At 50.4% G+C, this 25,047-nt stretch carries 17 protein-coding genes, 1 tRNA gene and 2 CRISPR repeat arrays; of the genes, 7 read left to right on the top strand and 11 right to left on the bottom strand.

The window, feature by feature from the left end; translation table 11 throughout:
- Positions 1 to 115: 115 nt before the first annotated feature.
- Complete coding sequence (gene ftsK / locus LG381_RS18600) at positions 116 to 4,204, bottom strand: DNA translocase FtsK (RefSeq protein ID WP_225762749.1); 4,089 nt, start codon at positions 4,202 to 4,204, stop codon at positions 116 to 118.
- A 134-nt stretch (positions 4,205 to 4,338) separates the two neighbouring features.
- A complete protein-coding gene (gene lrp, locus LG381_RS18605; RefSeq protein ID WP_000228473.1) occupies positions 4,339 to 4,833 on the bottom strand; it encodes a leucine-responsive transcriptional regulator Lrp in 495 nt (164 codons plus the stop codon).
- Positions 4,834 to 5,377: 544 nt separating this feature from the next.
- Between lrp and trxB the strand changes: the two genes are divergently transcribed.
- The 6 genes from trxB (at position 5,378) to LG381_RS18635 (ending at position 12,368) form a co-directional block, all read left to right on the top strand.
- On the top strand, positions 5,378 to 6,343 hold the full coding sequence (gene trxB / locus LG381_RS18610; RefSeq protein WP_000537426.1) for a thioredoxin-disulfide reductase: 966 nt from the start codon (positions 5,378 to 5,380) through the stop codon (positions 6,341 to 6,343).
- A gap of 122 nt (positions 6,344 to 6,465) precedes the next feature.
- Positions 6,466 to 8,232 (top strand): cysteine/glutathione ABC transporter permease/ATP-binding protein CydD, encoded by a 1,767-nt coding sequence (cydD, locus tag LG381_RS18615; RefSeq protein WP_085460575.1) that lies wholly within the window; start codon positions 6,466 to 6,468, stop codon positions 8,230 to 8,232.
- Complete coding sequence (gene cydC, locus LG381_RS18620; protein ID WP_225762750.1) at positions 8,233 to 9,954, top strand: cysteine/glutathione ABC transporter ATP-binding protein/permease CydC; 1,722 nt, start codon at positions 8,233 to 8,235, stop codon at positions 9,952 to 9,954.
- 44 nt (positions 9,955 to 9,998) lie between these two features.
- Positions 9,999 to 10,703, top strand: a complete 705-nt coding sequence (gene aat / locus LG381_RS18625; RefSeq protein WP_001241665.1) for a leucyl/phenylalanyl-tRNA--protein transferase — start codon at positions 9,999 to 10,001, stop codon at positions 10,701 to 10,703.
- A 284-nt stretch (positions 10,704 to 10,987) separates the two neighbouring features.
- A complete protein-coding gene (gene infA / locus LG381_RS18630) occupies positions 10,988 to 11,206 on the top strand; it encodes a translation initiation factor IF-1 (RefSeq protein ID WP_001040187.1) in 219 nt (72 codons plus the stop codon).
- 106 nt (positions 11,207 to 11,312) lie between these two features.
- A CRISPR array of direct repeats spans positions 11,313 to 11,941; the repeat unit is 28 nt; unit sequence TTTCTAAGCTGCCTGTACGGCAGTGAAC.
- A 339-nt stretch (positions 11,942 to 12,280) separates the two neighbouring features.
- Positions 12,281 to 12,368, top strand: a tRNA-Ser gene (locus LG381_RS18635).
- Positions 12,369 to 12,588: 220 nt separating this feature from the next.
- Here LG381_RS18635 and cas6f read toward each other — a convergent pair.
- The 9 genes from cas6f to LG381_RS18680 form a co-directional block, all read right to left on the bottom strand.
- The gene (gene cas6f / locus LG381_RS18640) at positions 12,589 to 13,143 is read right to left on the bottom strand and encodes a type I-F CRISPR-associated endoribonuclease Cas6/Csy4 (RefSeq protein WP_000350180.1); all 555 of its coding nucleotides are present in this window, start codon (positions 13,141 to 13,143) and stop codon (positions 12,589 to 12,591) included.
- 10 nt (positions 13,144 to 13,153) lie between these two features.
- Positions 13,154 to 14,155 carry a type I-F CRISPR-associated protein Csy3 gene (csy3, locus tag LG381_RS18645; RefSeq protein WP_225762751.1) on the bottom strand — a complete coding sequence of 334 codons (1,002 nt, stop codon included), beginning with the start codon at positions 14,153 to 14,155 and terminating at the stop codon, positions 13,154 to 13,156.
- Positions 14,156 to 14,165: 10 nt separating this feature from the next.
- On the bottom strand, positions 14,166 to 15,089 hold the full coding sequence (csy2, locus tag LG381_RS18650; RefSeq protein ID WP_225762752.1) for a type I-F CRISPR-associated protein Csy2: 924 nt from the start codon (positions 15,087 to 15,089) through the stop codon (positions 14,166 to 14,168).
- Positions 15,086 to 16,393: a type I-F CRISPR-associated protein Csy1 gene (gene csy1 / locus LG381_RS18655; protein ID WP_225762753.1), complete on the bottom strand. Its 1,308-nt coding sequence runs from the start codon at positions 16,391 to 16,393 to the stop codon at positions 15,086 to 15,088. The genes csy2 and csy1 overlap by 4 nt, the downstream gene beginning before the upstream one ends.
- A gap of 328 nt (positions 16,394 to 16,721) precedes the next feature.
- Positions 16,722 to 19,955, bottom strand: a complete 3,234-nt coding sequence (gene cas3f, locus LG381_RS18660; protein ID WP_225762754.1) for a type I-F CRISPR-associated helicase Cas3f — start codon at positions 19,953 to 19,955, stop codon at positions 16,722 to 16,724.
- The gene (gene cas1f / locus LG381_RS18665) at positions 19,952 to 20,935 is read right to left on the bottom strand and encodes a type I-F CRISPR-associated endonuclease Cas1f (RefSeq protein ID WP_225762755.1); all 984 of its coding nucleotides are present in this window, start codon (positions 20,933 to 20,935) and stop codon (positions 19,952 to 19,954) included. Before cas1f ends, cas3f begins: the two co-directional genes overlap by 4 nt.
- A 169-nt stretch (positions 20,936 to 21,104) precedes the next feature.
- Positions 21,105 to 21,612: a CRISPR direct-repeat array (repeat unit 28 nt; unit sequence TTTCTAAGCTGCCTGTACGGCAGTGAAC).
- A 225-nt stretch (positions 21,613 to 21,837) separates the two neighbouring features.
- Positions 21,838 to 24,114: an ATP-dependent Clp protease ATP-binding subunit ClpA gene (clpA, locus tag LG381_RS18670; protein ID WP_000934072.1), complete on the bottom strand. Its 2,277-nt coding sequence runs from the start codon at positions 24,112 to 24,114 to the stop codon at positions 21,838 to 21,840.
- Between the two features lie 30 nt (positions 24,115 to 24,144).
- Positions 24,145 to 24,465, bottom strand: coding sequence for an ATP-dependent Clp protease adapter ClpS (clpS, locus tag LG381_RS18675; RefSeq protein ID WP_000520792.1), 321 nt, complete (start codon positions 24,463 to 24,465; stop codon positions 24,145 to 24,147).
- A 98-nt stretch (positions 24,466 to 24,563) separates the two neighbouring features.
- Positions 24,564 to 24,638 (bottom strand): hypothetical protein, encoded by a 75-nt coding sequence (locus LG381_RS18680; RefSeq protein WP_212741843.1) that lies wholly within the window; start codon positions 24,636 to 24,638, stop codon positions 24,564 to 24,566.
- A gap of 149 nt (positions 24,639 to 24,787) precedes the next feature.
- Between LG381_RS18680 and cspD the strand changes: the two genes are divergently transcribed.
- A complete protein-coding gene (cspD, locus tag LG381_RS18685; RefSeq protein ID WP_000410785.1) occupies positions 24,788 to 25,012 on the top strand; it encodes a cold shock-like protein CspD in 225 nt (74 codons plus the stop codon).
- The last annotated feature ends 35 nt before the right edge of the window (positions 25,013 to 25,047 follow it).

Raw genomic sequence — 25,047 nt, forward strand, 5'->3', positions numbered from 1 at the left:
CCCTCTACTCTATTCCAGGCTAATAATCAGCTTGAGGAAAGAAGAAAATACTGAATTTTCAGTTGATAGAGTGCCGAATGCGACGCTATTGCGTCTTATCCGGCCTACACATCCATTAGTCAAACGGCGGTGGGGCCAGCACTTCACGATTACCGTTGTGCCCCTGTTCGCTGACGATCCCCTGCGCTTCCATCTGTTCGATAATACGCGCCGCACGGTTATAACCAATGCGGAACTGACGCTGTACGCCTGAAATTGACGCTTTGCGTTTTTCAGTGACAAACTGCACCGCCTGATCGAACAACGGATCCAGTTCTTCAGCGCCATCGAAACCGCCCGCGCCACCTTCGCTTTCACTGTCGGAGGTGATGCCATCAACATACTGTGGGCGACCACGCGCTTTCCAGTCCTGCACCACGGCATGAACTTCCTGATCCCGAACAAAGGCACCATGAACACGTACCGGCATGGTGGAGTTCGGCCCGGAGTAGAGCATATCCCCCATGCCCAGTAACGATTCGGCACCAGCCTGATCGAGAATGGTTCGTGAGTCAATTTTACTGGATACCGTAAAGGCGATACGGGTCGGAATATTCGCTTTAATCAGACCTGTAATAACATCAACTGATGGACGTTGCGTTGCCAGTACGAGGTGGATACCTGCGGCACGGGCTTTTTGCGCCAGACGTGCAATCAGCTCTTCCACTTTTTTACCCACCGTCATCATCAGGTCGGCAAATTCATCGACCAGAACAACAATATAAGGCTCTTTTTTCAGCACCGGATGCTGAGCATCCATACTGTCGCCCGGTTTCCAGTACGGATCTGGTATTGGGCGCATCATACGGTCAGCTTCAGCAATTTTTTCGTTATAACCCGCCAGGTTACGCACACCCAGCGCAGACATCAGTTTATAACGACGCTCCATTTCGTTGACGCACCAGCGTAAAGCGTTGGCAGCATCTTTCATGTCGGTCACGACTTCCGTTAGCAGATGCGGAATACCTTCATATACCGAAAGCTCCAGCATTTTCGGGTCGATCATGATGAAACGCACATCTTCCGGCTGCGCTTTATAGAGCATACTCAGGATCATGGCGTTCACACCGACTGACTTACCGGAGCCGGTAGTGCCCGCAACCAACAAATGCGGCATTTTTGCCAGATCGGCAACGACCGGATCGCCAGCGATATCTTTACCCAGCACTATCGTTAATGGCGATGGGTTATCGCGGAACTTAGCATTGTCCAGCACTTCACGCAGGTAAACGGTTTGGCGTTTTTTGTTGGGTAACTCCAGACCTACGTAAGGTTTACCCGGAATAACTTCAACGACACGAACCGCCACGGTTGATAGCGAACGAGCGAGGTCACGTGACAAATTAGAAATACGCGCCGCTTTTACGCCCGGTGCCAGATTCAGCTCAAAGCGGGTGATAACCGGCCCCGGAGAATAATTGACGACATCGGCTTTAATGCGGAAATCAGCCAGACGCGCCTCTACCAGACGCGCCATTTGCTCAAGCGCAAAGGTATCTACGGGTTCCACTTCGCTCGGCGGCGGCGTCAGCAAATCCAGAGAAGGCAGCGGCGTCGTCGGTTTGTGTAGTGGACGACTGTCGCCATTGCGCATTAACAGCGGATGAAGCAGGGTATCCTGCGGCTGCGGCGCTACCGGTTGCTGATATTGCTGCTGTGGCGCTACCGGTTGCTGCGGCTGCTGATATTGCTGCTGTGGCGCTACCGGTTGTTGCGGCTGTTGATAGTGCTGCTGCGGTGCTACCGGTTGTTGCGGCTGTTGATACTGCGGCTGTGGCGCTACCGGTTGTTGCGGCTGCTGATATTGCGGCTGTGGCGCTACCGGTTGCTGCGGCTGCTGAACAGGTTCAACAATTGGCGTAAACAGCGGTTCGTGTGGACCATCATCCACTAACGCTTTCATCGGTGAAAATTCGAAATCATCCAGCGAGAACGGATTCGCCCCAGCCGGTTGTTCACCGGAATAACGCTGCTGCTGAGTCTGGGCAAACTGACGAGCCAGCTCAGCCTCTGCCGCAGCATCTGCATCTTCCACGTTCACTGGCACATCATGTTGATATTGCTCGCCATAGCGTTGCTGCTGCGTCTGGGCGAACTGACGAGCCAGTTCATCCTGCTGCATCGCATCGATTTCATCATCGTTATACTGCCCGCCAGCATCGTACTGGTTGCGCTGGGCTTCACGAGCCTTCTCTTCCGCTGCACGCTGTGAGGGCAGCTTAATGCCATATGACGCCAGTTCACGACGTGTTGGTACGCGGATACGCTTCGGTCGAGGTAACTGCGGGCCAATGCCCTCTTTCACTTGCGGACGCGGCGCACCGCTATTTGCCAGGCTGAAAACAGGCGCAGCAACCGTCGCTGCGGCTCCCGTCGCCAGGGTCGCTTTTTTCACGCCCGATGCCAGCGGTGAAACAGCGGCAGCGGCTTCTACTGGAGGTACTGCTGCAACAGAAGTTGCTTTCAGCGAAGATTTGATCGGTTCTGGTTCTTTAACCGGTTCAGGAATCGGTTGATACCAGGCCGCAAGTTGTTCACGTTCACGGGCACGCTTCTCTTCCACTTCTTCAAAATAGTAAAGCGGCGGACGCGCAGGCTTTGTCTCTTCTACAACAGGCTCAGGTGTCGCGACAGGCTGCTGTTCAACAGGTTGCGGCTGTTGGTACAACGGCTCCTGAACGGCTGGCTGCTGGTAAGTTTGCTCCGTCTGGTTTGTAGACTGTGGAGCAAAAGCGGATTGCTGCTCTTCGGCTTGCCAGGCGTTACCAGCCACCGGCTGTTCTGGTGCAGGGGCATAATACGGCTGTTGAACAGGTTGTTCCGCAGCAGGCGCGTAAGATGGTTGCTGAACAGCTTGTTCAGGGGCGTAGTAAGGTTGCTGAACCGGTTGTTCCGCAGCAGGCGTATAGTACGACTGCTGTGGCGGTACAGGCTGTTGCAGCGGCTCATTATATTGCACCGCAGGCTGCGAATATTGTGGCTGCTGTGGGTAACCTTCCGCTGCAGGAGCAATAACCGGCTCGCCCGTTTGCGGCCCCGGCACAGGCTGCCAGGCAACAGTAGGTTGCGCAGGTGGAACATCAACAGAGGCAACAGGCGGCGTCTGAGTAACAGGTTCAACCGGCGCGGCCCAGCTTTGCGTCGCCGTGGTTGCAGCCGCTGCGGCCCAGCTTTGCGTCGCCGTGGTTGCAGCCGCTGCGGCAGCGACAGGCTCGGTAATCGGCGCACCATTTAATAAAGGATCGTATTCGTCATACTCTGGCTGCGTTGCACGATTGCCCGAAAACAGGACGTCATCAGGATCGGCTGCTACGCCGCGCGCAGTGTAGGTAACATCGTCTTCATCATCCATCCGCTTGCCGGAGAATAACGCAGCGTCTGTTTGCCGCCCCATCGGATTAATGAATTTTTCCGCCAGGCGTTTACGACGCGCTAGCGCGCCACGAAGAATACGAGCACGGCGCGATTCATGCTGTTTGCCGTGGTTTTCATCTTCGTACTCTTCGTCGTCTTCATACTCATCTTCATCGACCCAGGTATCATCGCGACGGGTGCGATTACTGGCGAAGGTGAGAATGTTTAAAATCCAGCCGCCCAGTTTTTCGGCAATAGTCACCCAGGACCAACCGGTAAACAGCGTCAGGCCAGCTGCCCAGACGCAAAGCAGCGCAATAGTTCCCCCACTGCTGTGTAGCAGAGGCTGCAACGTGGTGCTTAATAAACTACCGATTACGCCACCAGAGGCAAAATACCAGATATCGTCGGCGTTAATGGCTGCCAGACCACAGGAGGTAAGGATGAGCGCCAGCACGCCAATAATACGTAACGAAACGGCAAAATAATCAATGTATTCGTCGCTGGCCTGATGACGCCACGCAAACCAACAGCCACCGACAATGATGACGGGGATGGTGTAAGCCATCACGCCAAAAATGAAGAACAGGGTATCGGCCAGCCACGCACCAGGAGCCCCACCTAAATTATGGATAGGCTCATGCCAGGCCGTTTGCGACCAGCTAGGATCCGAAGGGTTAAAACTCAATAAAGCTGCCATCAACCAGACGGCAAACAGGACAATAAGAATCAGCAACGCCTCCAGAAGTCGGCGCCCGCTGCTTAACTTTGTCAATGTGACTTCTTTGTCTTCAGTGTATTCCTGGCTCAAGAAAGGCTCTCCAGGTTACAGGCTTTTCCTGCCCGATGCTAAAACGGACAACAGTACCAGGTTACCCCAGTACTGTTGCTGTATGGATTAACAGGAGTGTAATCAAAATACGCCGATTTTGCACCTGTTCCGTGTTAGCGCGTCTTAATAACCAGACGATTACTCTGCTTGACTTCTTCCATAACAACGTATGTCCGTGTGTCATTGACGCCAGGCAGACGCAGCAGAGTTTCCCCCAGCAGCTTACGGTAAGCTGACATATCCGGCACGCGTGTTTTCAACAGGTAGTCGAAATCACCAGATACTAAATGACACTCCTGAATTTCTTCAAGTTTTTGTACAGCGGTATTGAATTGTTCAAACACATCCGGAGCACCACGATTCAGAGTAATCTCAACGAATACCAGAAGTGATGCATCCAGATAATGCGGGTTCAGCAGTGCCGTATAGCCCTGGATAAACCCTTGTCTTTCCAGCCGACGCACACGCTCAAGGCACGGCGTTGGGGAAAGTCCCACACGTTTAGAAAGCTCGACGTTAGAAATACGCCCATCCTTTTGCAACTCATTAAGAATGTTACGATCGATACGGTCGAGATCTTTGCCAGGGCGCTTCTTGCTATCTACCATTATTATTGTCTCTCTGTATTCCTTCCCTACTCCTGTCTGACCCTGAAAACATCACTGTTCAGAGTCGCTACCCGTCACGATAGACCGAAATCATTAAGATTCACGGCGCGCAATGCCTGGGTCTACGGTGAGAAGACCGTTGCCTGGAGGCTGCTATCGACATCACGAATGGCGTCTGTCCACGCCATGCGTAGATTTCACTAGCACGGTAAACATGGTATTTACATGCATGATTATGCGCATATAAGAATACTGTTTTTTTCTTCCTCGAATGTTTTCGCAAAACACCAGGTGATTGTCAAAGCAAAACATCGTTTTTTAGTACAACATGCCAGTTATTCATTAACAGTCGCGTTTAATCATCATTTAATCGGCTTATAAACCGGAAAAATTAAGTAGCAGGCGTGATAATGACAGAAGAATTTGACATGCTTATCGCTTCTGACGATTGCACAAATCGTTAACAAAATCGTCATACTCTTTTTTTACGTCTGTAAATTCCCTACAATCCTGCCCATTGTCTGCCAACAACTATGGGGATCTCATGGGCACGACCAAACACAGTAAACTGCTTATCCTGGGTTCAGGCCCGGCGGGCTATACCGCTGCTGTCTACGCGGCGCGCGCCAACCTGCAACCCGTGCTGATTACCGGCATGGAAAAAGGCGGCCAACTGACCACCACCACGGAAGTGGAAAACTGGCCAGGCGATCCAAACGATCTGACCGGTCCGTTATTAATGGAACGCATGCATGAACATGCCACCAAATTTGAAACTGAAATCATCTTTGATCACATCAACAAAGTGGATTTGCAGAATCGTCCGTTCCGTCTGTCTGGCGACAGCGGCGAGTACACCTGCGATGCGCTGATTATTGCTACCGGAGCTTCTGCTCGCTATCTCGGCCTGCCCTCTGAAGAAGCCTTTAAAGGACGTGGGGTTTCTGCCTGTGCGACCTGCGATGGATTCTTCTACCGTAATCAGAAGGTTGCGGTTATCGGCGGCGGTAATACCGCTGTTGAAGAGGCATTGTATCTCTCTAACATTGCTTCTGAAGTACACCTGATTCACCGCCGCGATACTTTCCGCGCAGAAAAAATTCTGATTAAGCGTCTGATGGATAAAGTGGAGAACGGCAACATCATTCTGCACACCAACCGTACGCTGGAAGAAGTGACCGGCGATCAGATGGGTGTCACTGGCGTTCGTCTTCGTGATACACAAAACAGCGATAACATCGAGTCGCTCGACGTTGCCGGTCTGTTTGTTGCTATCGGTCATAGCCCGAATACCGCCATTTTCGAAGGGCAACTGGAGCTGGAAAACGGCTACATCAAAGTACAATCGGGTATTCATGGTAATGCCACCCAGACCAGCATTCCGGGCGTCTTTGCCGCAGGTGATGTGATGGATCATATTTATCGCCAGGCCATTACTTCCGCCGGTACAGGCTGCATGGCGGCACTGGATGCTGAACGCTACCTCGACGGTTTAGCTGACGCAAAATAATTTTACAAATCAGTAACAAAAGTAAAGAAGGCGACACCATGCGACTATGGGTCGCCTTTATTATTCCTCCGTTGTAACATTGCCCTGCAAAAAATTCTGATAACTCACCTGCTAAGCGTGCAATGAATAAATCCCGTCAAAAAGAGTTAACCCGCTGGTTAAAACAGCAAAGCGTCATCTCCCAACGGTGGCTGAATATTTCTCGTCTGTTGGGCTTTGTGAGTGGCATATTGATAATTGCCCAGGCCTGGTTCATGGCGCGTATTCTGCAGCACATGATTATGGAGAACATCCCCCGCGAAGCCCTGCTTCTGCCCTTTACTTTACTGGTGCTGACCTTTGTGTTGCGCGCATGGGTGGTCTGGTTGCGCGAACGGGTGGGTTATCACGCCGGGCAGCATATCCGTTTTGCCATCCGCCGCCAGGTTCTCGACCGTTTGCAGCAAGCAGGACCGGCGTGGATTCAGGGCAAACCAGCGGGGAGTTGGGCGACGCTGGTACTCGAGCAAATTGACGATATGCATGATTACTATGCTCGCTACCTGCCACAAATGGCGCTGGCAGTGTCGGTGCCGCTGCTGATTGTGGTAGCAATATTCCCTTCTAACTGGGCTGCGGCGCTTATTCTGCTGGGCACTGCGCCGTTAATCCCGTTGTTTATGGCGTTAGTTGGAATGGGCGCCGCCGATGCTAACCGACGTAACTTTCTCGCACTTGCTCGCTTAAGTGGGCATTTCCTCGATCGCCTGCGCGGCATGGAAACGCTGCGTATTTTTGGTCGTGGTGAAGCTGAAATTGAAAGCATTCGTTCTGCTTCGGAAGATTTCCGTCAACGGACAATGGAAGTGCTGCGGCTGGCATTTTTATCCTCCGGCATACTGGAGTTCTTTACCTCGCTGTCGATTGCCCTTGTGGCGGTGTACTTTGGTTTTTCCTATCTCGGCGAGCTGGATTTTGGTCACTATGATACTGGCGTGACGCTGGCTGCGGGTTTTCTGGCGCTGATACTTGCGCCTGAGTTTTTCCAGCCATTGCGCGATCTCGGTACGTTTTATCATGCTAAAGCCCAGGCTGTTGGCGCGGCGGACAGTCTGAAAACGTTTATGGAAACCCCGCTCGCCCATCCGCAGCGCGGTGAGACGGAATTAACATCGACCGATCCGGTGACCATTGAGGCCGAGGATCTGTTTATCACATCGCCAGAAGGTAAAACGCTGGCCGGACCGCTGAACTTTACTTTGCCAGCAGGTCAACGTGCGGTGTTGGTTGGTCGTAGCGGTTCAGGTAAAAGTTCACTGCTTAATGCGCTTTCCGGTTTTCTCTCATATCAGGGATCACTACGGGTCAACGGGATAGAATTACGTGATTTATCACCGGAATCGTGGCGTAAACATCTCTCCTGGGTTGGGCAAAATCCACAATTACCAGCAGCAACACTACGGGACAATGTGCTACTGGCGCGACCTGATGCCAGCGAACAAGAGTTACAAACAGCACTGGATAACGCCTGGGTCAGTGAGTTTCTACCGCTCCTGCCACAAGGAGTTGATACGCCTGTTGGCGACCAGGCTGCCCGCCTTTCCGTGGGGCAGGCGCAACGCGTGGCGGTGGCTCGCGCATTACTGCATCCCTGTTCGCTATTACTGTTGGATGAACCCGCTGCCAGCCTGGATGCACACAGTGAACAGCGAGTGATGGAGGCGCTGAATGCCGCCTCTTTGCGCCAGACTACGTTAATGGTCACCCACCAGTTAGAAGATCTTGCTGACTGGGACGCCATATGGGTAATGCAGGATGGTCAGATTATTGAGCAAGGACGTTACGCGGAATTAAGCGTGGCTAACGGTCCTTTCGCTACATTGCTGGCTCATCGTCAGGAGGAGATTTAAATGCGCGCTTTGCTACCCTATCTGGCTCTGTATAAACGTCATAAATGGATGTTAAGCCTTGGTATTGTGCTGGCGATTATTACTCTGCTCGCCAGTATCGGTCTGTTGACGCTTTCCGGCTGGTTCCTCTCCGCCTCAGCGGTTGCGGGCGTTGCAGGACTGTACAGCTTCAACTATATGCTCCCCGCCGCAGGGGTGCGTGGCGCGGCAATCACCCGTACCGCAGGGCGTTATTTTGAACGTCTGGTGAGTCATGACGCGACTTTCCGCGTATTGCAGCATCTGCGCATTTACACCTTCAGTAAACTTTTGCCGCTCTCCCCTGCCGGGCTGGCGCGCTATCGTCAGGGCGAATTGCTCAACCGCGTCGTGGCGGATGTTGATACGCTCGATCATCTTTATTTGCGCGTTATCTCACCGCTGGTGGGCGCTTTTGTGGTGATTATGGTGGTGACAATTGGGTTAAGCTTCCTCGATTTCACCCTCGCCTTCACGCTGGGCGGCATTATGTTGCTGACGTTGTTCCTGATGCCTCCGCTATTTTATCGTGCTGGTAAAAGCACAGGGCATAATCTGACTCATCTTCGCGGGCAGTATCGCCAGCAACTGACAGCCTGGCTGCAAGGGCAAGCTGAACTGACCATTTTTGGTGCCAGCGATCGTTATCGTACGCAGTTAGAGAATACTGAAATTCAGTGGCTGGAAGCGCAACGCCGTCAATCTGAACTAACCGCTTTATCGCAAGCGATAATGCTGCTCATTGGCGCGTTAGCGGTGATCCTGATGCTGTGGATGGCGTCTGGCGGCGTTGGTGGCAATCCTCAACCCGGCGCGTTAATTGCCCTGTTTGTCTTCTGTGCGTTAGCTGCGTTTGAGGCTCTGGCGCCGGTGACAGGTGCATTTCAGCATCTGGGGCAAGTCATTGCCTCTGCAGTACGGATCACTGACTTAACGGATCAAAAACCGGAAGTCACCTTCCCTGATACCCAAACCCATGTTGCCGATCAGGTTTCCGTGACGTTACGTGATGTTCAGTTCACTTATCCTGAGCAATCACAGCAAGCTCTTAAAGGGATTTCCCTTCAGGCAAACGCCGGAGAACATATTGCGATTCTCGGTCGAACGGGATGCGGTAAATCAACACTGTTACAACTGCTGACTCGCGCATGGGACCCACAACAGGGCGAAATTTTGCTTAACGGTAGCCCTATAGCCAGCCTGAATGAAGCGACTCTGCGCCAGACCATCAGCGTTGTGCCACAGCGTGTACATCTGTTTAGCGCCACGCTGCGAGATAATCTGTTACTTGCAGCACCAGGCAGCAGTGATGAGGCTCTGGCGGAGATCTTGCGCCGCGTCGGTCTGGAGAAGCTGCTTGAAGACGCAGGACTCAACAGTTGGCTGGGTGAAGGTGGACGCCAACTCTCCGGTGGCGAACTGCGCCGTCTGGCTATCGCCCGTGCGCTATTACACGATGCGCCACTGGTATTGCTGGACGAACCAACCGAAGGCTTAGATGCCACAACTGAAAGTCAGATCCTTGAATTACTTGCAGAAATGATGCGTGAGAAAACGGTGTTAATGGTCACCCATCGACTTCGCGGTCTCTCTCGTTTCCAGCAAATAATTGTGATGGACAACGGACAAATTATTGAGCAAGGTACTCACGCAGAACTGCTTGCCAGACAGGGGCGTTATTACCAGTTTAAGCAGGGTTTGTGAGCTATTATTGAACGATCCGACTTGCGTAGTGGAGTTTTGCGGTCATGCGCCTGGTTCAGCTTTCTCGCCATTCAATAGCCTTCCCTTCCCCGGAAGGCGCATTACGTGAGCCTAACGGCTTGCTGGCGCTGGGGGGCGATCTAAGCCCTGCGCGTCTGTTAATGGCTTATCAACGCGGTATTTTTCCGTGGTTTTCTCCTGGCGACCCCATTCTGTGGTGGTCGCCCGATCCGCGCGCGGTATTATGGCCAGAATCACTGCATATTAGTCGCAGTATGAAACGCTTTCATAAACGCTCGCCCTATCGTGTCACAATGAATTACGCCTTTGGTCAGGTTATTGAAGGTTGTGCCAGCGATCGCGAAGAAGGAACCTGGATCACGCGCGACGTGGTTGAAGCCTACTACCGCCTGCACGAGTTGGGTCATGCCCACTCGATTGAAGTCTGGCGTGAAGACGAGCTTGTCGGCGGCATATATGGCGTGGCGCAGGGAACGTTATTTTGTGGTGAGTCGATGTTCAGCCGCATGGAAAATGCGTCCAAAACGGCGCTCCTGGTATTCTGCGAAGAATTTATCCATCACGGTGGCAAATTAATCGACTGTCAGGTGCTTAATGATCACACAGCTTCGCTTGGCGCCTGCGAAATTCCCCGCAGGGATTACCTCAATTATCTTAATCAAATGCGCCCGGAACGATTGCCGAATAACTTCTGGGTGCCACGGCAATTGTTTTCGCCTCAGAAATGAATGTTTTCGGCACATTTCTCTCCAGAGTGTTATAATTGCGGTCGCAGAGTTGGTTACGCTCATTACTCCGCTGCCGATAAGGAATTTTTCGCGTCAGGTAACGCCCATCGTTTATCTCACCGCTCCCTTATACGTTGCGCTTTTGGTGCGGCTTAGCCGTGTGTTTTCGGAGTTATGTGCCAAACCTGTTTGTTGCGATTTAGCGCGCAAATCTTTACTTATTTACAGAACTTCGGCATTATCTTGCCGGTTCAAATTACGGTAGTGATACCCCAGAGGATTAGATGGCCAAAGAAGACAATATTGAAATGCAAGGCACCGTTCTTGAAACGTTGCCTAACACCATGTTCCGCGTAGAGTTAGAAAACGGTCACGTGGTTACTGCACACATCTCCGGTAAAATGCGCAAAAACTACATCCGCATCCTGACGGGCGACAAAGTGACTGTTGAACTGACCCCGTACGACCTGAGCAAAGGCCGCATTGTCTTCCGTAGTCGCTGATTGTTTTGCCGCCTGATGGGCGAAGAGAAAGAACGAGTAAAAGGTCGGTTTAACCGGCCTTTTTTGCGTCTGGAGTTAAGGAAGAAAATAAATATTGGGTTATGGATTTTATAACTGCCTGTGCGGCAGTGAACGATGATCCGTACCGGCTACGCCGGGCTTCGGCTTTCTAAGCTGCCTGTACGGCAGTGAACGATTCTCTAGCAGCGTATGCCAGAGACCCCCGTTTCTAAGCTGCCAGTACGGCAGTGAACTTCCCTGTAAGAAATCCCTCTAGTATCGTCAATTTCTAAGCTGCCTGTACGGCAGTGAACTTTGTCTGCGCGGGTCATGCGGGGTTTACCCATTTCTAAGCTGCCTGTACGGCAGTGAACATCAAATAACGCGTCTAACAGGGATTTAGTGATTTCTAAGCTGCCTGTACGGCAGTGAACTGCACGGCAGTGAAAGAACGTATAACCGAAGATTTTCTAAGCTGCCTGTACGGCAGTGAACAATATATTCAGGATAGCTTGCCTATCCAGAACTTTCTAAGCTGCCTGTACGGCAGTGAACACTCCATCCCGGATTACGGCGGGTGTCCGTTTTTTCTAAGCTGCCTGTACGGCAGTGAACGAGGTTGTATATCCCGCCGTTCAGTGTGTGCATTTCTAAGCTGCCTGTACGGCAGTGAACACACGCAATAACAGGCCTTACTCCACGCAGCTTTTCTAAGCTGCCTGTACGGCAGTGAACTGGAATAATAGCAGACTATCCGATTGATTTACTGTTAAAACTTACAAAATCTCCAATTCATACCCTTTTTCGAGGCATCAAAATAGTAATAAATAAAATCAATGAGTTACATCTCACCCTGAAAAAAGGGTCGATTAGAATGTCTTCAATCTCATATTTCCAGCGTAGCTTTTGATAAATACTTGCCCAGAGCATGTACAGTCACAATCCTGGACGGATGAACCGCATGAACAATGCATAACCAAACAAACCAATCTAAATAAATTCTTCTTGACCGTTTTACTCCAACTCCCTATAGTAGCGCCCCGTTGCCCCCATGAGGTCAGGCAACAAAAATTTGGTGAGGTGTCCGAGTGGCTGAAGGAGCACGCCTGGAAAGTGTGTATACGGCAACGTATCCGGGGTTCGAATCCCCGCCTCACCGCCATATTTTAAGAAGAACTCGTACGAAAGTACGGGCTTTTTTTTCGCATATAGATGGCTTCGTATACCTCCCAGCTTAATAACTCTCTCTCCAGGAAATGGTTTAGCAAAGAAAACAACATCCCGGATATGAACAATTAATATCCAACACATCTTCTCAACGGCCAGTCCACACTAAAAAAAAGCCCAGCCGCACGGCCAGGCATCTTAATAATTGCAAAACATCAAAACCAGGGTATGGTTGCTGTTGCGCTTAATCCATAACTACTGAATTCCCCTTTAACCGGTTCTGCGCGCAAATCACCGTGCTGGATAAACAACTTGAACTGTTGCTGACTCGACAAACTCTTCATATTAAGAAAAGGTAAATCGGTCCGCTGTTCAGCTTGCGTCGCCAGTCGCTCAATCGCCTGTTCTTCAGTAAGCCAGCCTTTTTTCACTGAACGCCTTAACAGACGCTGTGGGTTACTTTTAACCTGTACACGACTTACCACTCGCCAGCCCTTTATTTCAGGAATGGGAGTGACAGGCGAACATTGGCAATAATCCGTAAGCCCTTTACGCCACGTTGAGTCTTCAAGCTCCTGCAATGCCGGGGCGCTACCATGTAAGCGTAAGCGCGCTCCTGGCGTAACGTTTATGTCCGGGAAACTCACGCCGATATCACCTTGCCCTCTTGCACCCAATGTCCGGTGCAATTTGGCAAATAACGCCGCCATCAACATTTCACTCGAAAATTCAGGATCGGGCAGAACACGGATCTCAAGATAGTGATCCATTGACAGCTCCTTATTCCGCTTTCTCACCAAAAACACCACCACGAATCAAGACAGCCATCACGTAGTGCTGCTGATCAACTTCCGGTTTGACGCCTTTAGTCACCCAATTATCCAGTAAGGTATAAAAATCGAGTTTTTCTTTTGGCTGACGACAAGCGACACCGCGACTGGTTACAGAACCATAAGGTTCCACAGCGATAGCTCCCAACTCATCAACCTTCGGATGCCAGGTATCAATGGTACGTAAAGCGTTGCCAATTTTTTGGGAGTGAATACCGGCAATGCCTGCAACCTGGTACAACACACGACTTTTGCTACTGTTACTGTCGAGCACCAGTTCCTGTGATGGGAAGACTTCTTGCCCGGCACCGAGGCGAACCTGTGCCTCAACCGTAAGCATGACCCACTCTTTTCCGCTTAACCCTTGTTCAATCGTTGCCGCCAGTTCTGTGACGCTACTCTGGCCTTGACCAAATTGACGTAAAGAGAAGTCATGGCTGTTAAAAGTCCATGAAGTATCATTCGCAGTAACTTTCACCAGGATCTGCTCAGCACCAATGCGGTTGCGCCACAAAAAACGACCATTTGCCAGATTCAGCGCATAGCGTAACGCCAGCTCTTTAAAGCCATGCTCGCTGATGTAACCTTCAATGACCTCAGAAAGCGCCTCCTGATAGGCCATATCATTACATACTGAAGGTGAAGATAAATTACCCAGCACTCGCAGCGTAAACACCACTTTTAGCGTATCTGCATCTACCGGAAGCGAAGCCACATCCACCCGTTGTAGGTTGGCTTTTTGGATTTCAGCATCCAGTTTGGTGGGATCGCTGGTAATCGTGTTCTTCAGGCGATTAGAGATGGTTCCACGAACCGCTTTCTCCTGAATTTCAATGGGTTGCCATTCATTTCCTTGCCAGTTACCGGCATACATCACCGCATCAGAGGTTGCCAGTTTGCGTTCAAATGCCAGTACCGATGCTGTTTTTATTGCTACAGGAGCCTTTGCCATAATTATGTCCTTATTCTGAATCGTCATCTTCATGAGTTATAGGGTCGTCAACGAGTGGTATTGCCGAGCAATAGTATCCAGTGTCCGTTGTACGGTAGCGCCACATCAGCGGTTGCAGGTCAGTAATGCGATGTAATCCGCGCCATTCACCAATCCCATAAACGGCTTCGGCAAAAGCAAATGGCGTCACGGTGTCGCGCGCATTTTCAACTTCACCAGAGGCGTACACAGGAGAAATACGTTGGTAACCACACATTAATGGCACGAGGAAACCGGGCATTGGCTTCGGCTGGTATGTCCATTGTGCGCTATTGTCTTCAGCCGGGGATTCGGCCTGATATTTAATGGCGGCGAAATCGAGCCAGGCATCAAGCAACGATATGTCAGGATGTTGTTGGTGATGTTCAGCCAGCCATTCGCTGCGATCGTAAAGCGCGTAACCCGGCATTAAACGCCAGATGATTTTACGCAGTTGCTTTTCATCTTCAGGTGCATGAAAAAGCTGCGGATCGCGCATACTGACAATGCTGCCACCCGCCAGTTTATGGCTCTGGCAAAGCATTTTCAGATGGTCACACAGGGCTTTTCTACCGTATTCACCATTAGTAATTTCGCCATTACATTCAACAAGTAGAGAAACCGTCAGGTGCATACGCCCCTCTTCATTGAACGAGGCAGTTTTACCTTCTTTGGTTAATGGGTTACGGGTGAGAGCGAACTGAAAATCGCGCCCGGAACTGTACGCCTGAATATGCTGTTCATGGCTAACGACTGCGCAACCGGCAAAACTTACGCCAAATTCATCCACCACTTTGCGAGAAAGCGCATGAACATAGCCGAGAAAATGGGTCATCGCCGGGAATCCCCAGGTCAACCCGGAAACGGCGTTAGCGTTTTCTATGCGTATATGGGGTAACAAGAGCAGATAACTCATTTCAGCGCCTCCTGCAAAACGGCTTCCATTTCACGCATCCGTTGAGTGAACAGGGACTGACTACGCCACTCTCTTTGCTCGACGGCTCCCACATCGAAACTTGCTTTTTTCAGGCGATAGTTCAGCCAGCGCGCGAAGTCATCAGCGACTATCCTCTGCCAGTCGTTTTTCTCACGCTCCAGTTTGAAAGCCTCATCTGACAAGCTTCGCCACGGGTCCAGCCAAAGCTGCTGGTGACGAGGTAATTCTGGTGATTGTGCTGACCATCCCTGCCATTTTTCTTGCTGAAAAGAGGATGCCTGCATGAACAGCAAATCTATCAACTCATCAATATATTTCGCGCGCGCAGTACGGATATGAACATTGTTTATGTCAACTTTCAGTAAGTAGGTCATCCTGGCGATAGTGCCCGAAGCTGAGCGATTGAAATCGCCGCGTAAGGCAAAAATACTGCGCATGTTTTGTGGTGCGCGCTCCTGCGTCGTCCAGGTAGGCGGCATTGATGGCAACAACCAGACGCGTCCAACTCTGGCACTGTTTAGCAGGGAGATATTCTGTTGATTTCCACCTCCATAATGCATCTCAGCAAGATTAGGGAAACGAATATCTGGCTGTGAGTGCCATTTACCTGCCTTGTGCGCATCGCGAATGGCTTTTGATTCCTCGCTAAAGCGCACAGCGGTTAGATTTTCATACATTGCCTGCGCCAGTGAGCTGGAAAACAGCGGGCATAACAGGTGATAACCATCATCCACAGGGAAATAGATTTGCTTCGATAGTTTGTGCGCTTTTATCCACTCCGATGCATATGCTTGACTAAAGCATTCAACCCATTGTTTTAGTTGTTCATCATCCAACGCAAAGGCATTTAATGATTGATAATCGCCACGTTTTAAGCTGGCGAGTAACGAATCTCCGTGAACATCTGTTAGGAGTATTTTTGCAACATCATAAAATGCAGCGTTGCCTTCAGCATCCTCTTTAATAATTGCCAGTGATGCTGTATTTAAATATCCCTCGCTGACGAATTTCTCCAAATAACGTCCATATGCTTTGGAGTCACCATTACTATATTTTGCCCCGTGGGAGATTATCCTTATAGAACGAACACGCTTCGCCGCATCCGTTAACCAGTTACGAGGCAGGTAGCGTGCTTCAAGTTCCTGCCGTTCCTGAGCGATGGCGCTGGCATCATCGCCCTGCTCCAGCCTCTTTGCTGCTTCTTTTTCAAAGGCATCGATTTTGGGTTGCCTTCGCGAAGCGATGTAATCAGTAATAAATTGTATTAGCGCCGTTTTTTCCATCTCGGCTCCTTTCGTTAATCCATCAAATTAAAGTTGTTCCCTAACTTCACTGAAAAATCTCCGTAGCTCAACATGGCTTCAGTACAACGACGCATACAGCAAAAGGGACAACACCCGTGGTGATAATCATGGATAGTTCACCTAGATGTATCTACGCATTAATCTAGCTAAACCCAATGCAATAAACCAAAGTTATATTACCATGCATAAATCATTTGAAACATAATAGTTGCGAGATTAATATTCACGCACTGCCGTTGGCAGCTTAGAAATAGATGTATCTCCGGATACGGACTTGTAAACTGCCGTACAGGCAGCTCGCGCCCCTTCACGGGGCGCGAAACACCCCTAACCATGGGTGATAATGCCAGCCGTTGAGCGCATCTTCGTCACAGACGGGTACTCTCACTTCAGCAAACCTTTCCCCGACACGATTAATCTCACAACTGTGCTCAACAGCCAGATCCAACAAAACTTGTTGGTAATCCATCATGCCCCAGCAAGCAACGCCGCTGGCGCATATCACTTCTTCTCGTTTGAAATTCCCCTGCTCTTTACGCTCGTTGTCGCCCATGCGGGAATAGAAACTCGCTTTACTTTCTTCGTCATCCATATGCAGAAAAAACACCGCTTCCGGTAACGACGAATAACGAAAAGGCGTCTGGCGCTGCATCCAGCCGTTCCAGCTTAGCGGTGCGCGCCACCATTGCGCAGCTACCACATGTTTGCTTTTACTACTCATCAACTCGGTGAATAAACGACTATGCTCAAGTTCCGCCAGTTTATTTTCATTATTGGCAGGTAAGATCCGTGGTAAGGCATTAATCGTCCGGTAGTCCGTGAGTGGTATCAGCTCGCAAATATCATGGCTATTCAGCACGCGATCTTTTGTTTCGAAACCCGGTTTACAAAATGCGGGGCATTTTTTCTGCAATGCTTTGATATTGCTCCGCAAAATAACCAGATTCTCACTGGTTGGCACATTTCTGCGGTGGCGTTGAATACGTCCGGCAAATTGAATAATCGAACGCATAGAACTCGGTTCAATAATTCCCCAGTCCGCATCCCAGTCACGCCCCACTTCTATAACTGATGTGCCCAACACCACAAAAATATGGTGCGATTCCGGACTTTTATGTAAGGCTTCAGCGATATCCTCGTTTTTCCAGAAATCATCTTCTCTATGACGAGTAAAAGCGCGATCCAGCCGCTTCTCAATATTTGAACGTACCGCCAGCGGATGTCGGGAGTGGTAAACGCAATAATGAATGCAGACATCTTCTGGTGAAGGAATGGTAATCAGAGCTTTGGCCACCGCGACCAGAGAATTAATATTGGCGAAGCGCACCAGACCCAGCGAAACAGTTTTGCCGCTTTCGTGTTGCTGGCGATGCGCCTGATGCAACTTCAGCATTTGCTCATGTACCGTCTGAGCCACGCTTTCGATAACATCCTGAATCGCGCTTGATGGGGATGAAATCGAAGCTATACGCCCGAAATGCAGTCGTTCTTTTTCAGCCAACATTAACGCTCGTCGCGCAACAAACTTTTTGTGCGTCTCACGAAAAGTAGCGCCATCACCAATTTGTGTGGCATCAGCATCTTTTTCATCAAACCAGGCACAGCAGATATTGACGGGTCTGCCGTTCGTACCGCATGACGCCTGCCACATTTTGCGCCCGGCAAGATAAGCCGCGAACAGAGCCTGAATCAAATCTGGCGGCAACGTCGCGGAAGAAAGTAATACCCGCGTTCCCAACATTCCGGCCCAGTTCATCAGACGACATACTGCATAGAGATCGGCAATATCAAAATCGTCAGGTTCGTCGAGCACTAAATCACTGGTTAACAGACGCAACATCGCCGGAAGCTGTTTCCCGCCACGCACACCTTCGGTCGCGGAAATAAGATGATCAATCGTTGCTACCAGAATCGGTGCGCTTACTAACTCCTTAAGTTTGCTGTCATCCTTCAACCATTTTTCCAGCGCCCCGGTATGAAGACTGCCTTCGTATTTAACAAACTGTTGCTCCTCTGCCAGCGACTCTTGCGAAGCACTTCCACAATCATTGTCTGTTTTTTCCTGCTGCCAGAGTTGTTTGACTGCCGCCGAACCAATCAGTACAGCCAGCTCATCCTCACCGAGTCCAAGCCGGCTGCGCAGAGCATCACCCGTTTGTAAAGTCAGCGTACGTAATCCCAATGCGATGGTAAAACGACACCCTTCACGCTCATCAGCAAGCGCATACATAATGCGGGCGTTAGCAAAGGTTTTACCGCACCCCGTCGAGGCCATATTGACACCGAAAAAGCCATCTTCCCGACTGCGTTCACGTAACGCACGCGCCACATCCCAGGCTTTGTCCTGCCAGCGATATTTCGCATCTGTAGCTCGCTGGTTAAAACCTTTATGTCGGGCAATTGCCGGAAGCGATGCCCGTGTGTGCATCAGTTGCCGCCCAAGCAAATACGCATGATGCGCGACGCCCACAAGATGCTCATCTACCCGTTGTTTGAGCGTGCCGCTCTGCCGATCGCTATTTGCCCAGACGATATAATTCGGATCTTGCCATTTTTGCTGCGCGTCGTTAGATGAATAGTAGTGATCGGCAAGCATCAGGCAAAAACGCGCCATATGTAATGGAAACAGTTGCTCCATCAGCCCCCATTCCTTTAAACCGACAGCGTTACGCGCCCGACGGGCAATCTGACGCGCTTTTTCTCGCCAGCTCGCGCTTTGAAGCGGAGTGCCTGCCGGAAACTGCCAGACTTGCTCGAAATCCTGAGGTGACCAGTCATTCTTACGGTGGTTAACGGCATTCCAGTCAGCATTGAGTTGCTTCTCCAGCCAACTTTCACAGCCTTTGCATGATTGTTCCGGTTGTGGCGAAAGATTCTCCGGCATTCGATGATGGGAAAGGATCAACCAGCCTACCGTTTTGGCGAGTGGTTGCAGCGAACTGAATGGACTATTGGAAAAATGAGGCGTGTCCTTTTGCAGGCGCTCAAGAATCGCGGTTTCATCATCTGCCGTTAATTCCCCAAGTTTTTCCAGCCACACATCATCTGACTGCTTACCGACAAAAGCCTGAAAAAGCCGCAGCGAAATCCACTCATGCCGGTAAGGTTGATAACTTCGTGCACTCTTTTTGGTCAGGCTTTGCTGAAAGCTGCGTCCTGCTTTACCAAAATCATGAAATAACCCAGCAATAGCCGCCAGCAGCGCAATGCTTTCCGCGCACTGCCAGCGATGTTCTTCTTTGTTCACCAGGCTGGTTTGCGTTGTTCGATTTGTGGGAACGCGGCCTTGAGCATTAAAGCGACGAATATTGCCGACAATCCACATCAGCTCCGTTTGCCCATTCTTCTTCAGCCAGTGACAAGCAACCGCTGTGTTTCGTCTTGCCGTTTTGCGCAGTAAACGGCGTAAAGTGTTAACACCTTCCTGAGTAATCACCGTTTGCCATGCGGCATCACCTGTGCGTTCGGCAAACTGATCAATAATACGGCAACTCTCAACACGAGCATTTTTTGTGCATCGCGAAATAATCAGGACGTTCATTGGTCACCCTTAGGCAGTGCCTGAGCCGTTTCCTGCAGAGAGGTGATCATGACATCCAGCGCATCCGCTTGTTGAAAGATATTGATGCAGCGTTGACGAAACTCCTGAGCATTCTCTCCCGCCATTGCGGCGATAAATGCTTGTGGCATAACAAGGGCATCTTTAATCAGATCGGCAAGGTCAAAAACAAGCCCACCGCGACGTGTTTTACCGTGCATTACCGCTAAACCGTGGGGAATACCTGTTACCCACGCCGCCACTGCCGCCAGGCCATAGGCCAGATAATTCCCTTGATCGAGGAAACGGTTGGCCATATCAATCCCACCGCCCTGTTTTGCGCGGGTGAAATCGCCATAGCCCACTGTTTGACTGACCATTTTGTATAACGCCCTGGTCATTTTGGCTTCTACGAGCATAAGCTGCGTATGGTTTTCTGCCGCGTCTATTTCTTCGCGAGTGCGATTTATCAAGGTCTGGAGCTCGCTGGTATCAGGTTGAAATGCGTGTTCACGCTGCATTTTCGCGCTGGTCCAGTGCTTATCAATATGTGTCAGGCGGATTAACTGAAAACGTTTCGCGGCGGCAAGTCGTTTGTCTTCAATAAACCAGAAAGAAACCCATTGCTGAAGGTACTCGGTAGGACGATATTCGCTTTGTGGGCTGAGCCAGGAGACATCAACATCTACTTCATTGGCGGAGTAAAGCGGTGTGCCATCCGTACCACAAAATCCTACCATCACCCCCGCATGGGCAAATTCACGCATCGCCGCCTGGGTAACGGAAGTTCCCATCCCCAACATCAACGCCGTGGTATTCGCAATGGGGATATTCCAGTAATACGACTCCTTGCCTTCACTGGTAACATACTCCACCCGCCCACCATTCACCTGTACCCGGCATTTTTCCAGATAATAAATATTGGCGCGTTTGGAGTGGAGAATAGTTTTGAGGTCAGAAGGAGTAAGGTAATTTGAAGACATAAACACATCCTGTGATTATTTTTGTTTTAAGGCGTTAGGATTAGTACAACATTGATTTCTGTGCAGGAAATTGATTTCTGTCGCAATTATTACAATTGTTATTGTGTGCTAAGGCTAATGTTTTGACGTTGAGAGCATCATGATATGACCAAACGTCTACCATTACGTATTGTGAAACTGCCTGTACGGCAGTGAACAATCTTCCGCTTCTCTCCACCAGAGAGTGTCTTTTCTAAGCTGCCTGTACGGCAGTGAACTATATGTGGATGGGTTGGTAGAGGTACCGAGCTTTCTAAGCTGCCTGTACGGCAGTGAACGTGCAGGCGCAATCGGTGCAGCTACCGGAACCTTTCTAAGCTGCCTGTACGGCAGTGAACTTAATGGTGCTGGTTTTGTCGCGTCAGATGTATTTCTAAGCTGCCTGTACGGCAGTGAACTGTACCATTTTTGATGGCGGTCAACGCTTGACTTTCTAAGCTGCCTGTACGGCAGTGAACTATCGAACAGGAGTTTCGGAACATGCGAGGCTTTTCTAAGCTGCCTGTACGGCAGTGAACCCTAACCCTGCAAGTTGTTCCTGATCCAGTGTTTTCTAAGCTGCCTGTACGGCAGTGAACGAACGAATCACAGACAAAGATGCCATGCACCATTTCTAAGCTGCCTGTACGGCAGTGAACTCAAATACTACACGTTTAGCCCGTTGTTAATAAAGTAAAACTATCCAATTTCCCTGCTGCCACCCTTTTTTATCCTTGCCTTCCAGCAGCGTTAATTATCAATAAGTTACAGAAACCATAAAAATTAGGGTTACAACCGCCCTCACCTCACAAACAAAAAAGTCCGTAACCCCATACAGGATTACGGACTTTATCAACCTACTTAAAAGGCTTTACACCATCAGATTAATGCGCTGCTTCCGCCTTGTGCTTTTGCGCACTCTGGAACCCGTAGGTCAGCTCATTTTTCTCTTTATCCAGTGCAACGGTGACCTGGCCGCCGTCCACCAGCGAGCCAAACAGCAGTTCGTTAGCGAGCGGTTTTTTCAGGTTGTCCTGAATGACGCGAGCCATCGGACGTGCACCCATTGCCCGGTCGTAACCTTTCTCGGCCAGCCAGTTACGTGCTTCCTGACTCACTTCCAGAGAAACACCTTTTTGATCCAGCTGAACCTGCAACTCGACGATGAATTTATCCACCACCTGATGGATTACGTCGGTTGACAGATGATCGAACCAGATAATGTTGTCGAGACGGTTACGGAACTCTGGCGTAAAGATCTTCTTGATCTCTTCCATCGCATCGGTGCTGTTATCCTGGTGGATAAGGCCAATAGATTTGCGCTCGGTTTCACGTACCCCGGCGTTGGTGGTCATCACCAGCACCACGTTACGGAAATCTGCCTTGCGTCCGTTGTTATCGGTCAGCGTGCCGTTGTCCATCACCTGCAACAGAATGTTGAATACGTCCGGATGCGCTTTCTCGATTTCGTCCAGCAGCAGCACCGCGTGCGGATGTTTGATCACCGCATCGGTCAGCAGACCACCCTGATCAAAACCAACGTATCCCGGAGGTGCACCAATCAGGCGGCTGACGGTATGACGCTCCATATACTCGGACATATCAAAGCGTAAAAGCTCAATGCCCAGGGCTTTGGAAAGCTGTACCGTCACCTCGGTTTTCCCGACCCCAGTTGGACCAGCAAACAGGAACGAACCGACCGGTTTATGTTCGTGGCCTAAACCCGCACGCGCCATCTTGATAGCCTCAGTCAGCGCCTCAATGGCTTTATCCTGACCGAAGACCAGCATTTTCAGGCGATCACCGAGGTTTCTCAGCGTATCGCGGTCACTCTGAGAAACGCTCTTCTCTGGAATACGTGCAATACGGGCTACCACGGACTCAATATCCGCCACATTGACCGTTTTCTTGCGCTTGCTTACCGGCATCAGGCGTGCGCGAGCGCCCGCTTCGTCGATAACGTCAATCGCTTTATCCGGCAGATGACGATCGTTTATGTATTTCACCGCCAGCTCTACCGCCGCACGCACCGCTTTCGCGGTATAACGCACGTCGTGGTGCGCTTCGTACTTCGGTTTCAGGCCGTTGATGATTTGAACAGTTTCTTCGATCGACGGTTCAGTAATATCAATTTTCTGGAAGCGACGCGCCAAAGCACGGTCTTTCTCGAAAATGTTGCTGAACTCCTGATAGGTTGTCGAACCAATTACGCGAATTTTACCGCTGGAGAGCAACGGTTTGATCAGGTTAGCTGCATCCACCTGACCGCCAGAGGCTGCACCTGCGCCGATGATGGTGTGGATCTCATCAATAAACAGGATGCTGTTTGTATCCTGCTCAAGTTGTTTAAGCAATGCTTTGAAACGTTTTTCAAAGTCGCCGCGATATTTGGTGCCCGCTAACAGAGAACCGATATCGAGGGAGTAAATCGTACAGTCAGCCATCACTTCCGGTACATCGCCCTGAACAATACGCCAGGCAAGACCTTCCGCAATGGCGGTTTTACCGACGCCAGACTCCCCGACCAGCAGCGGGTTGTTTTTACGGCGGCGACAGAGAACCTGAATGGCGCGCTCCAGTTCCTTCTCACGACCAATCAGCGGGTCGATTCCTCCCACGCGTGCAAGCTGGTTCAGGTTAGTCGTGAAATTCTCCATACGGTCCTCCCCACCAGCTTGTTCTTCACTGCTCGGCTGGTTTCCTGGTTCAGAAGACTGAGATGGCTCGTCTTTACGCGTGCCATGAGAAATAAAGTTCACCACATCGAGACGGCTGACTTCATGTTTGCGCAACAGATACGCCGCCTGTGACTCCTGTTCGCTAAAGATAGCAACCAGAACATTCGCACCGGTAACCTCACTGCGACCGGAGGACTGAACATGGAAGACCGCACGTTGCAGTACACGCTGAAAACTCAGCGTCGGCTGTGTGTCGCGCTCCTCTTCACTGGCAGGCAGAACGGGTGTGGTTTGTTCAATAAAGGCTTCCAGTTCCTGACGGAGCGCCACCAGATCCACGGAACATGCTTCCAGCGCCTCCCGAGCAGACGGATTACTGAGCAATGCCAGTAACAAGTGCTCGACGGTCATAAACTCATGACGGTGCTCGCGCGCTCTGGCGAAAGCCATGTTTAAACTGAGTTCCAGTTCTTGATTGAGCATAGGCACCTCCCCCAATTTTTATGCCTGCATTCAGGCTTTTTCCAGCGTACACAGCAATGGATGCTCGTTCTCCCTCGCGTACTTGTTCACCATCGCCACTTTGGTTTCTGCAACCTCGGCGGTAAAGACTCCGCAAATGGCCTTCCCCTGGTAGTGAACAGCGAGCATCAATTGCGTTGCACGTTCTACATCATAAGAAAAGAATTTTTGTAACACGTCAATAACAAACTCCATCGGAGTGTAATCATCATTGACTAATATCACTTTATACATAGATGGCGGTTTTAGCGCGTCACGCACTTTTTCTTCCGCCAGTTGTTCAAAGTCCAGCCAGTCGTTCGTTTTACCCATTGTCAGTTATCATCTTCGGTTACGGTTATCGGCAGAACGCTCTGCCGCTGACAAGAGCTTATTTGCCTGACCAATCTACTCCACATAATAGATAAGTATCATCTATCGTTGGCATCAGCGACATCAGTCACATTACTGTCAATAGCGTTAACTGCTTCAAATTTTTGATGCATACCTACCCCCTGGCCCCTGTCAAACGCTTGACGACTCGCCCTATTTCTCTAAATTGTATTTCTAGAGTTGGCGAGGTTTTGAACTGCCCCCTCTCTGACCCCGGTTTATTCCATCTTACTTGTATAAGATTTGCGAAGGATGTCGAAGCATGGAAAAGGGTACTGTTAAGTGGTTCAACAATGCCAAAGGGTTTGGTTTCATCTGCCCTGAAGGCGGCGGCGAAGATATTTTCGCTCATTATTCCACCATCCAGATGGATGGTTACAGAACGCTAAAAGCTGGGCAATCCGTTCAGTTTGATGTCCACCAGGGGCCAAAAGGCAATCATGCCAGTGTTATTGTGCCCGTCGAAGTAGAAGCGGCAGTCGCATAGCTCTTCTGTCTCATTGTGTACATCCTACAGGCAAA

The sequence above is a fragment of the Escherichia sp. Marseille-Q3837 genome, from assembly GCF_916618735.1.
Lineage (GTDB): Bacteria > Pseudomonadota > Gammaproteobacteria > Enterobacterales > Enterobacteriaceae > Escherichia > Escherichia ruysiae.

Bases quoted from the DNA above. Each gene is read 5' to 3' on its own strand.
- csy2 (WP_225762752.1), bottom strand. From the start codon at position 15,089: ATGAGTTATCTGCTCTTGTTACCCCATATACGCATAGAAAACGCTAAC.
- csy1 (WP_225762753.1), bottom strand. From the start codon at position 16,393: ATGGAAAAAACGGCGCTAATACAATTTATTACTGATTACATCGCTTCG.
- lrp (WP_000228473.1), bottom strand. From the start codon at position 4,833: ATGGTAGATAGCAAGAAGCGCCCTGGCAAAGATCTCGACCGTATCGAT.
- trxB (WP_000537426.1), top strand. From the start codon at position 5,378: ATGGGCACGACCAAACACAGTAAACTGCTTATCCTGGGTTCAGGCCCG.
- cspD (WP_000410785.1), top strand. From the start codon at position 24,788: ATGGAAAAGGGTACTGTTAAGTGGTTCAACAATGCCAAAGGGTTTGGT.
- cas3f (WP_225762754.1), bottom strand. From the start codon at position 19,955: ATGAACGTCCTGATTATTTCGCGATGCACAAAAAATGCTCGTGTTGAG.
- clpA (WP_000934072.1), bottom strand. From the start codon at position 24,114: ATGCTCAATCAAGAACTGGAACTCAGTTTAAACATGGCTTTCGCCAGA.
- cas6f (WP_000350180.1), bottom strand. From the start codon at position 13,143: ATGGATCACTATCTTGAGATCCGTGTTCTGCCCGATCCTGAATTTTCG.
- cas1f (WP_225762755.1), bottom strand. From the start codon at position 20,935: ATGTCTTCAAATTACCTTACTCCTTCTGACCTCAAAACTATTCTCCAC.
- cydC (WP_225762750.1), top strand. From the start codon at position 8,233: ATGCGCGCTTTGCTACCCTATCTGGCTCTGTATAAACGTCATAAATGG.
- infA (WP_001040187.1), top strand. From the start codon at position 10,988: ATGGCCAAAGAAGACAATATTGAAATGCAAGGCACCGTTCTTGAAACG.
- csy3 (WP_225762751.1), bottom strand. From the start codon at position 14,155: ATGGCAAAGGCTCCTGTAGCAATAAAAACAGCATCGGTACTGGCATTT.
- clpS (WP_000520792.1), bottom strand. From the start codon at position 24,465: ATGGGTAAAACGAACGACTGGCTGGACTTTGAACAACTGGCGGAAGAA.
- aat (WP_001241665.1), top strand. From the start codon at position 9,999: ATGCGCCTGGTTCAGCTTTCTCGCCATTCAATAGCCTTCCCTTCCCCG.
- cydD (WP_085460575.1), top strand. From the start codon at position 6,466: ATGAATAAATCCCGTCAAAAAGAGTTAACCCGCTGGTTAAAACAGCAA.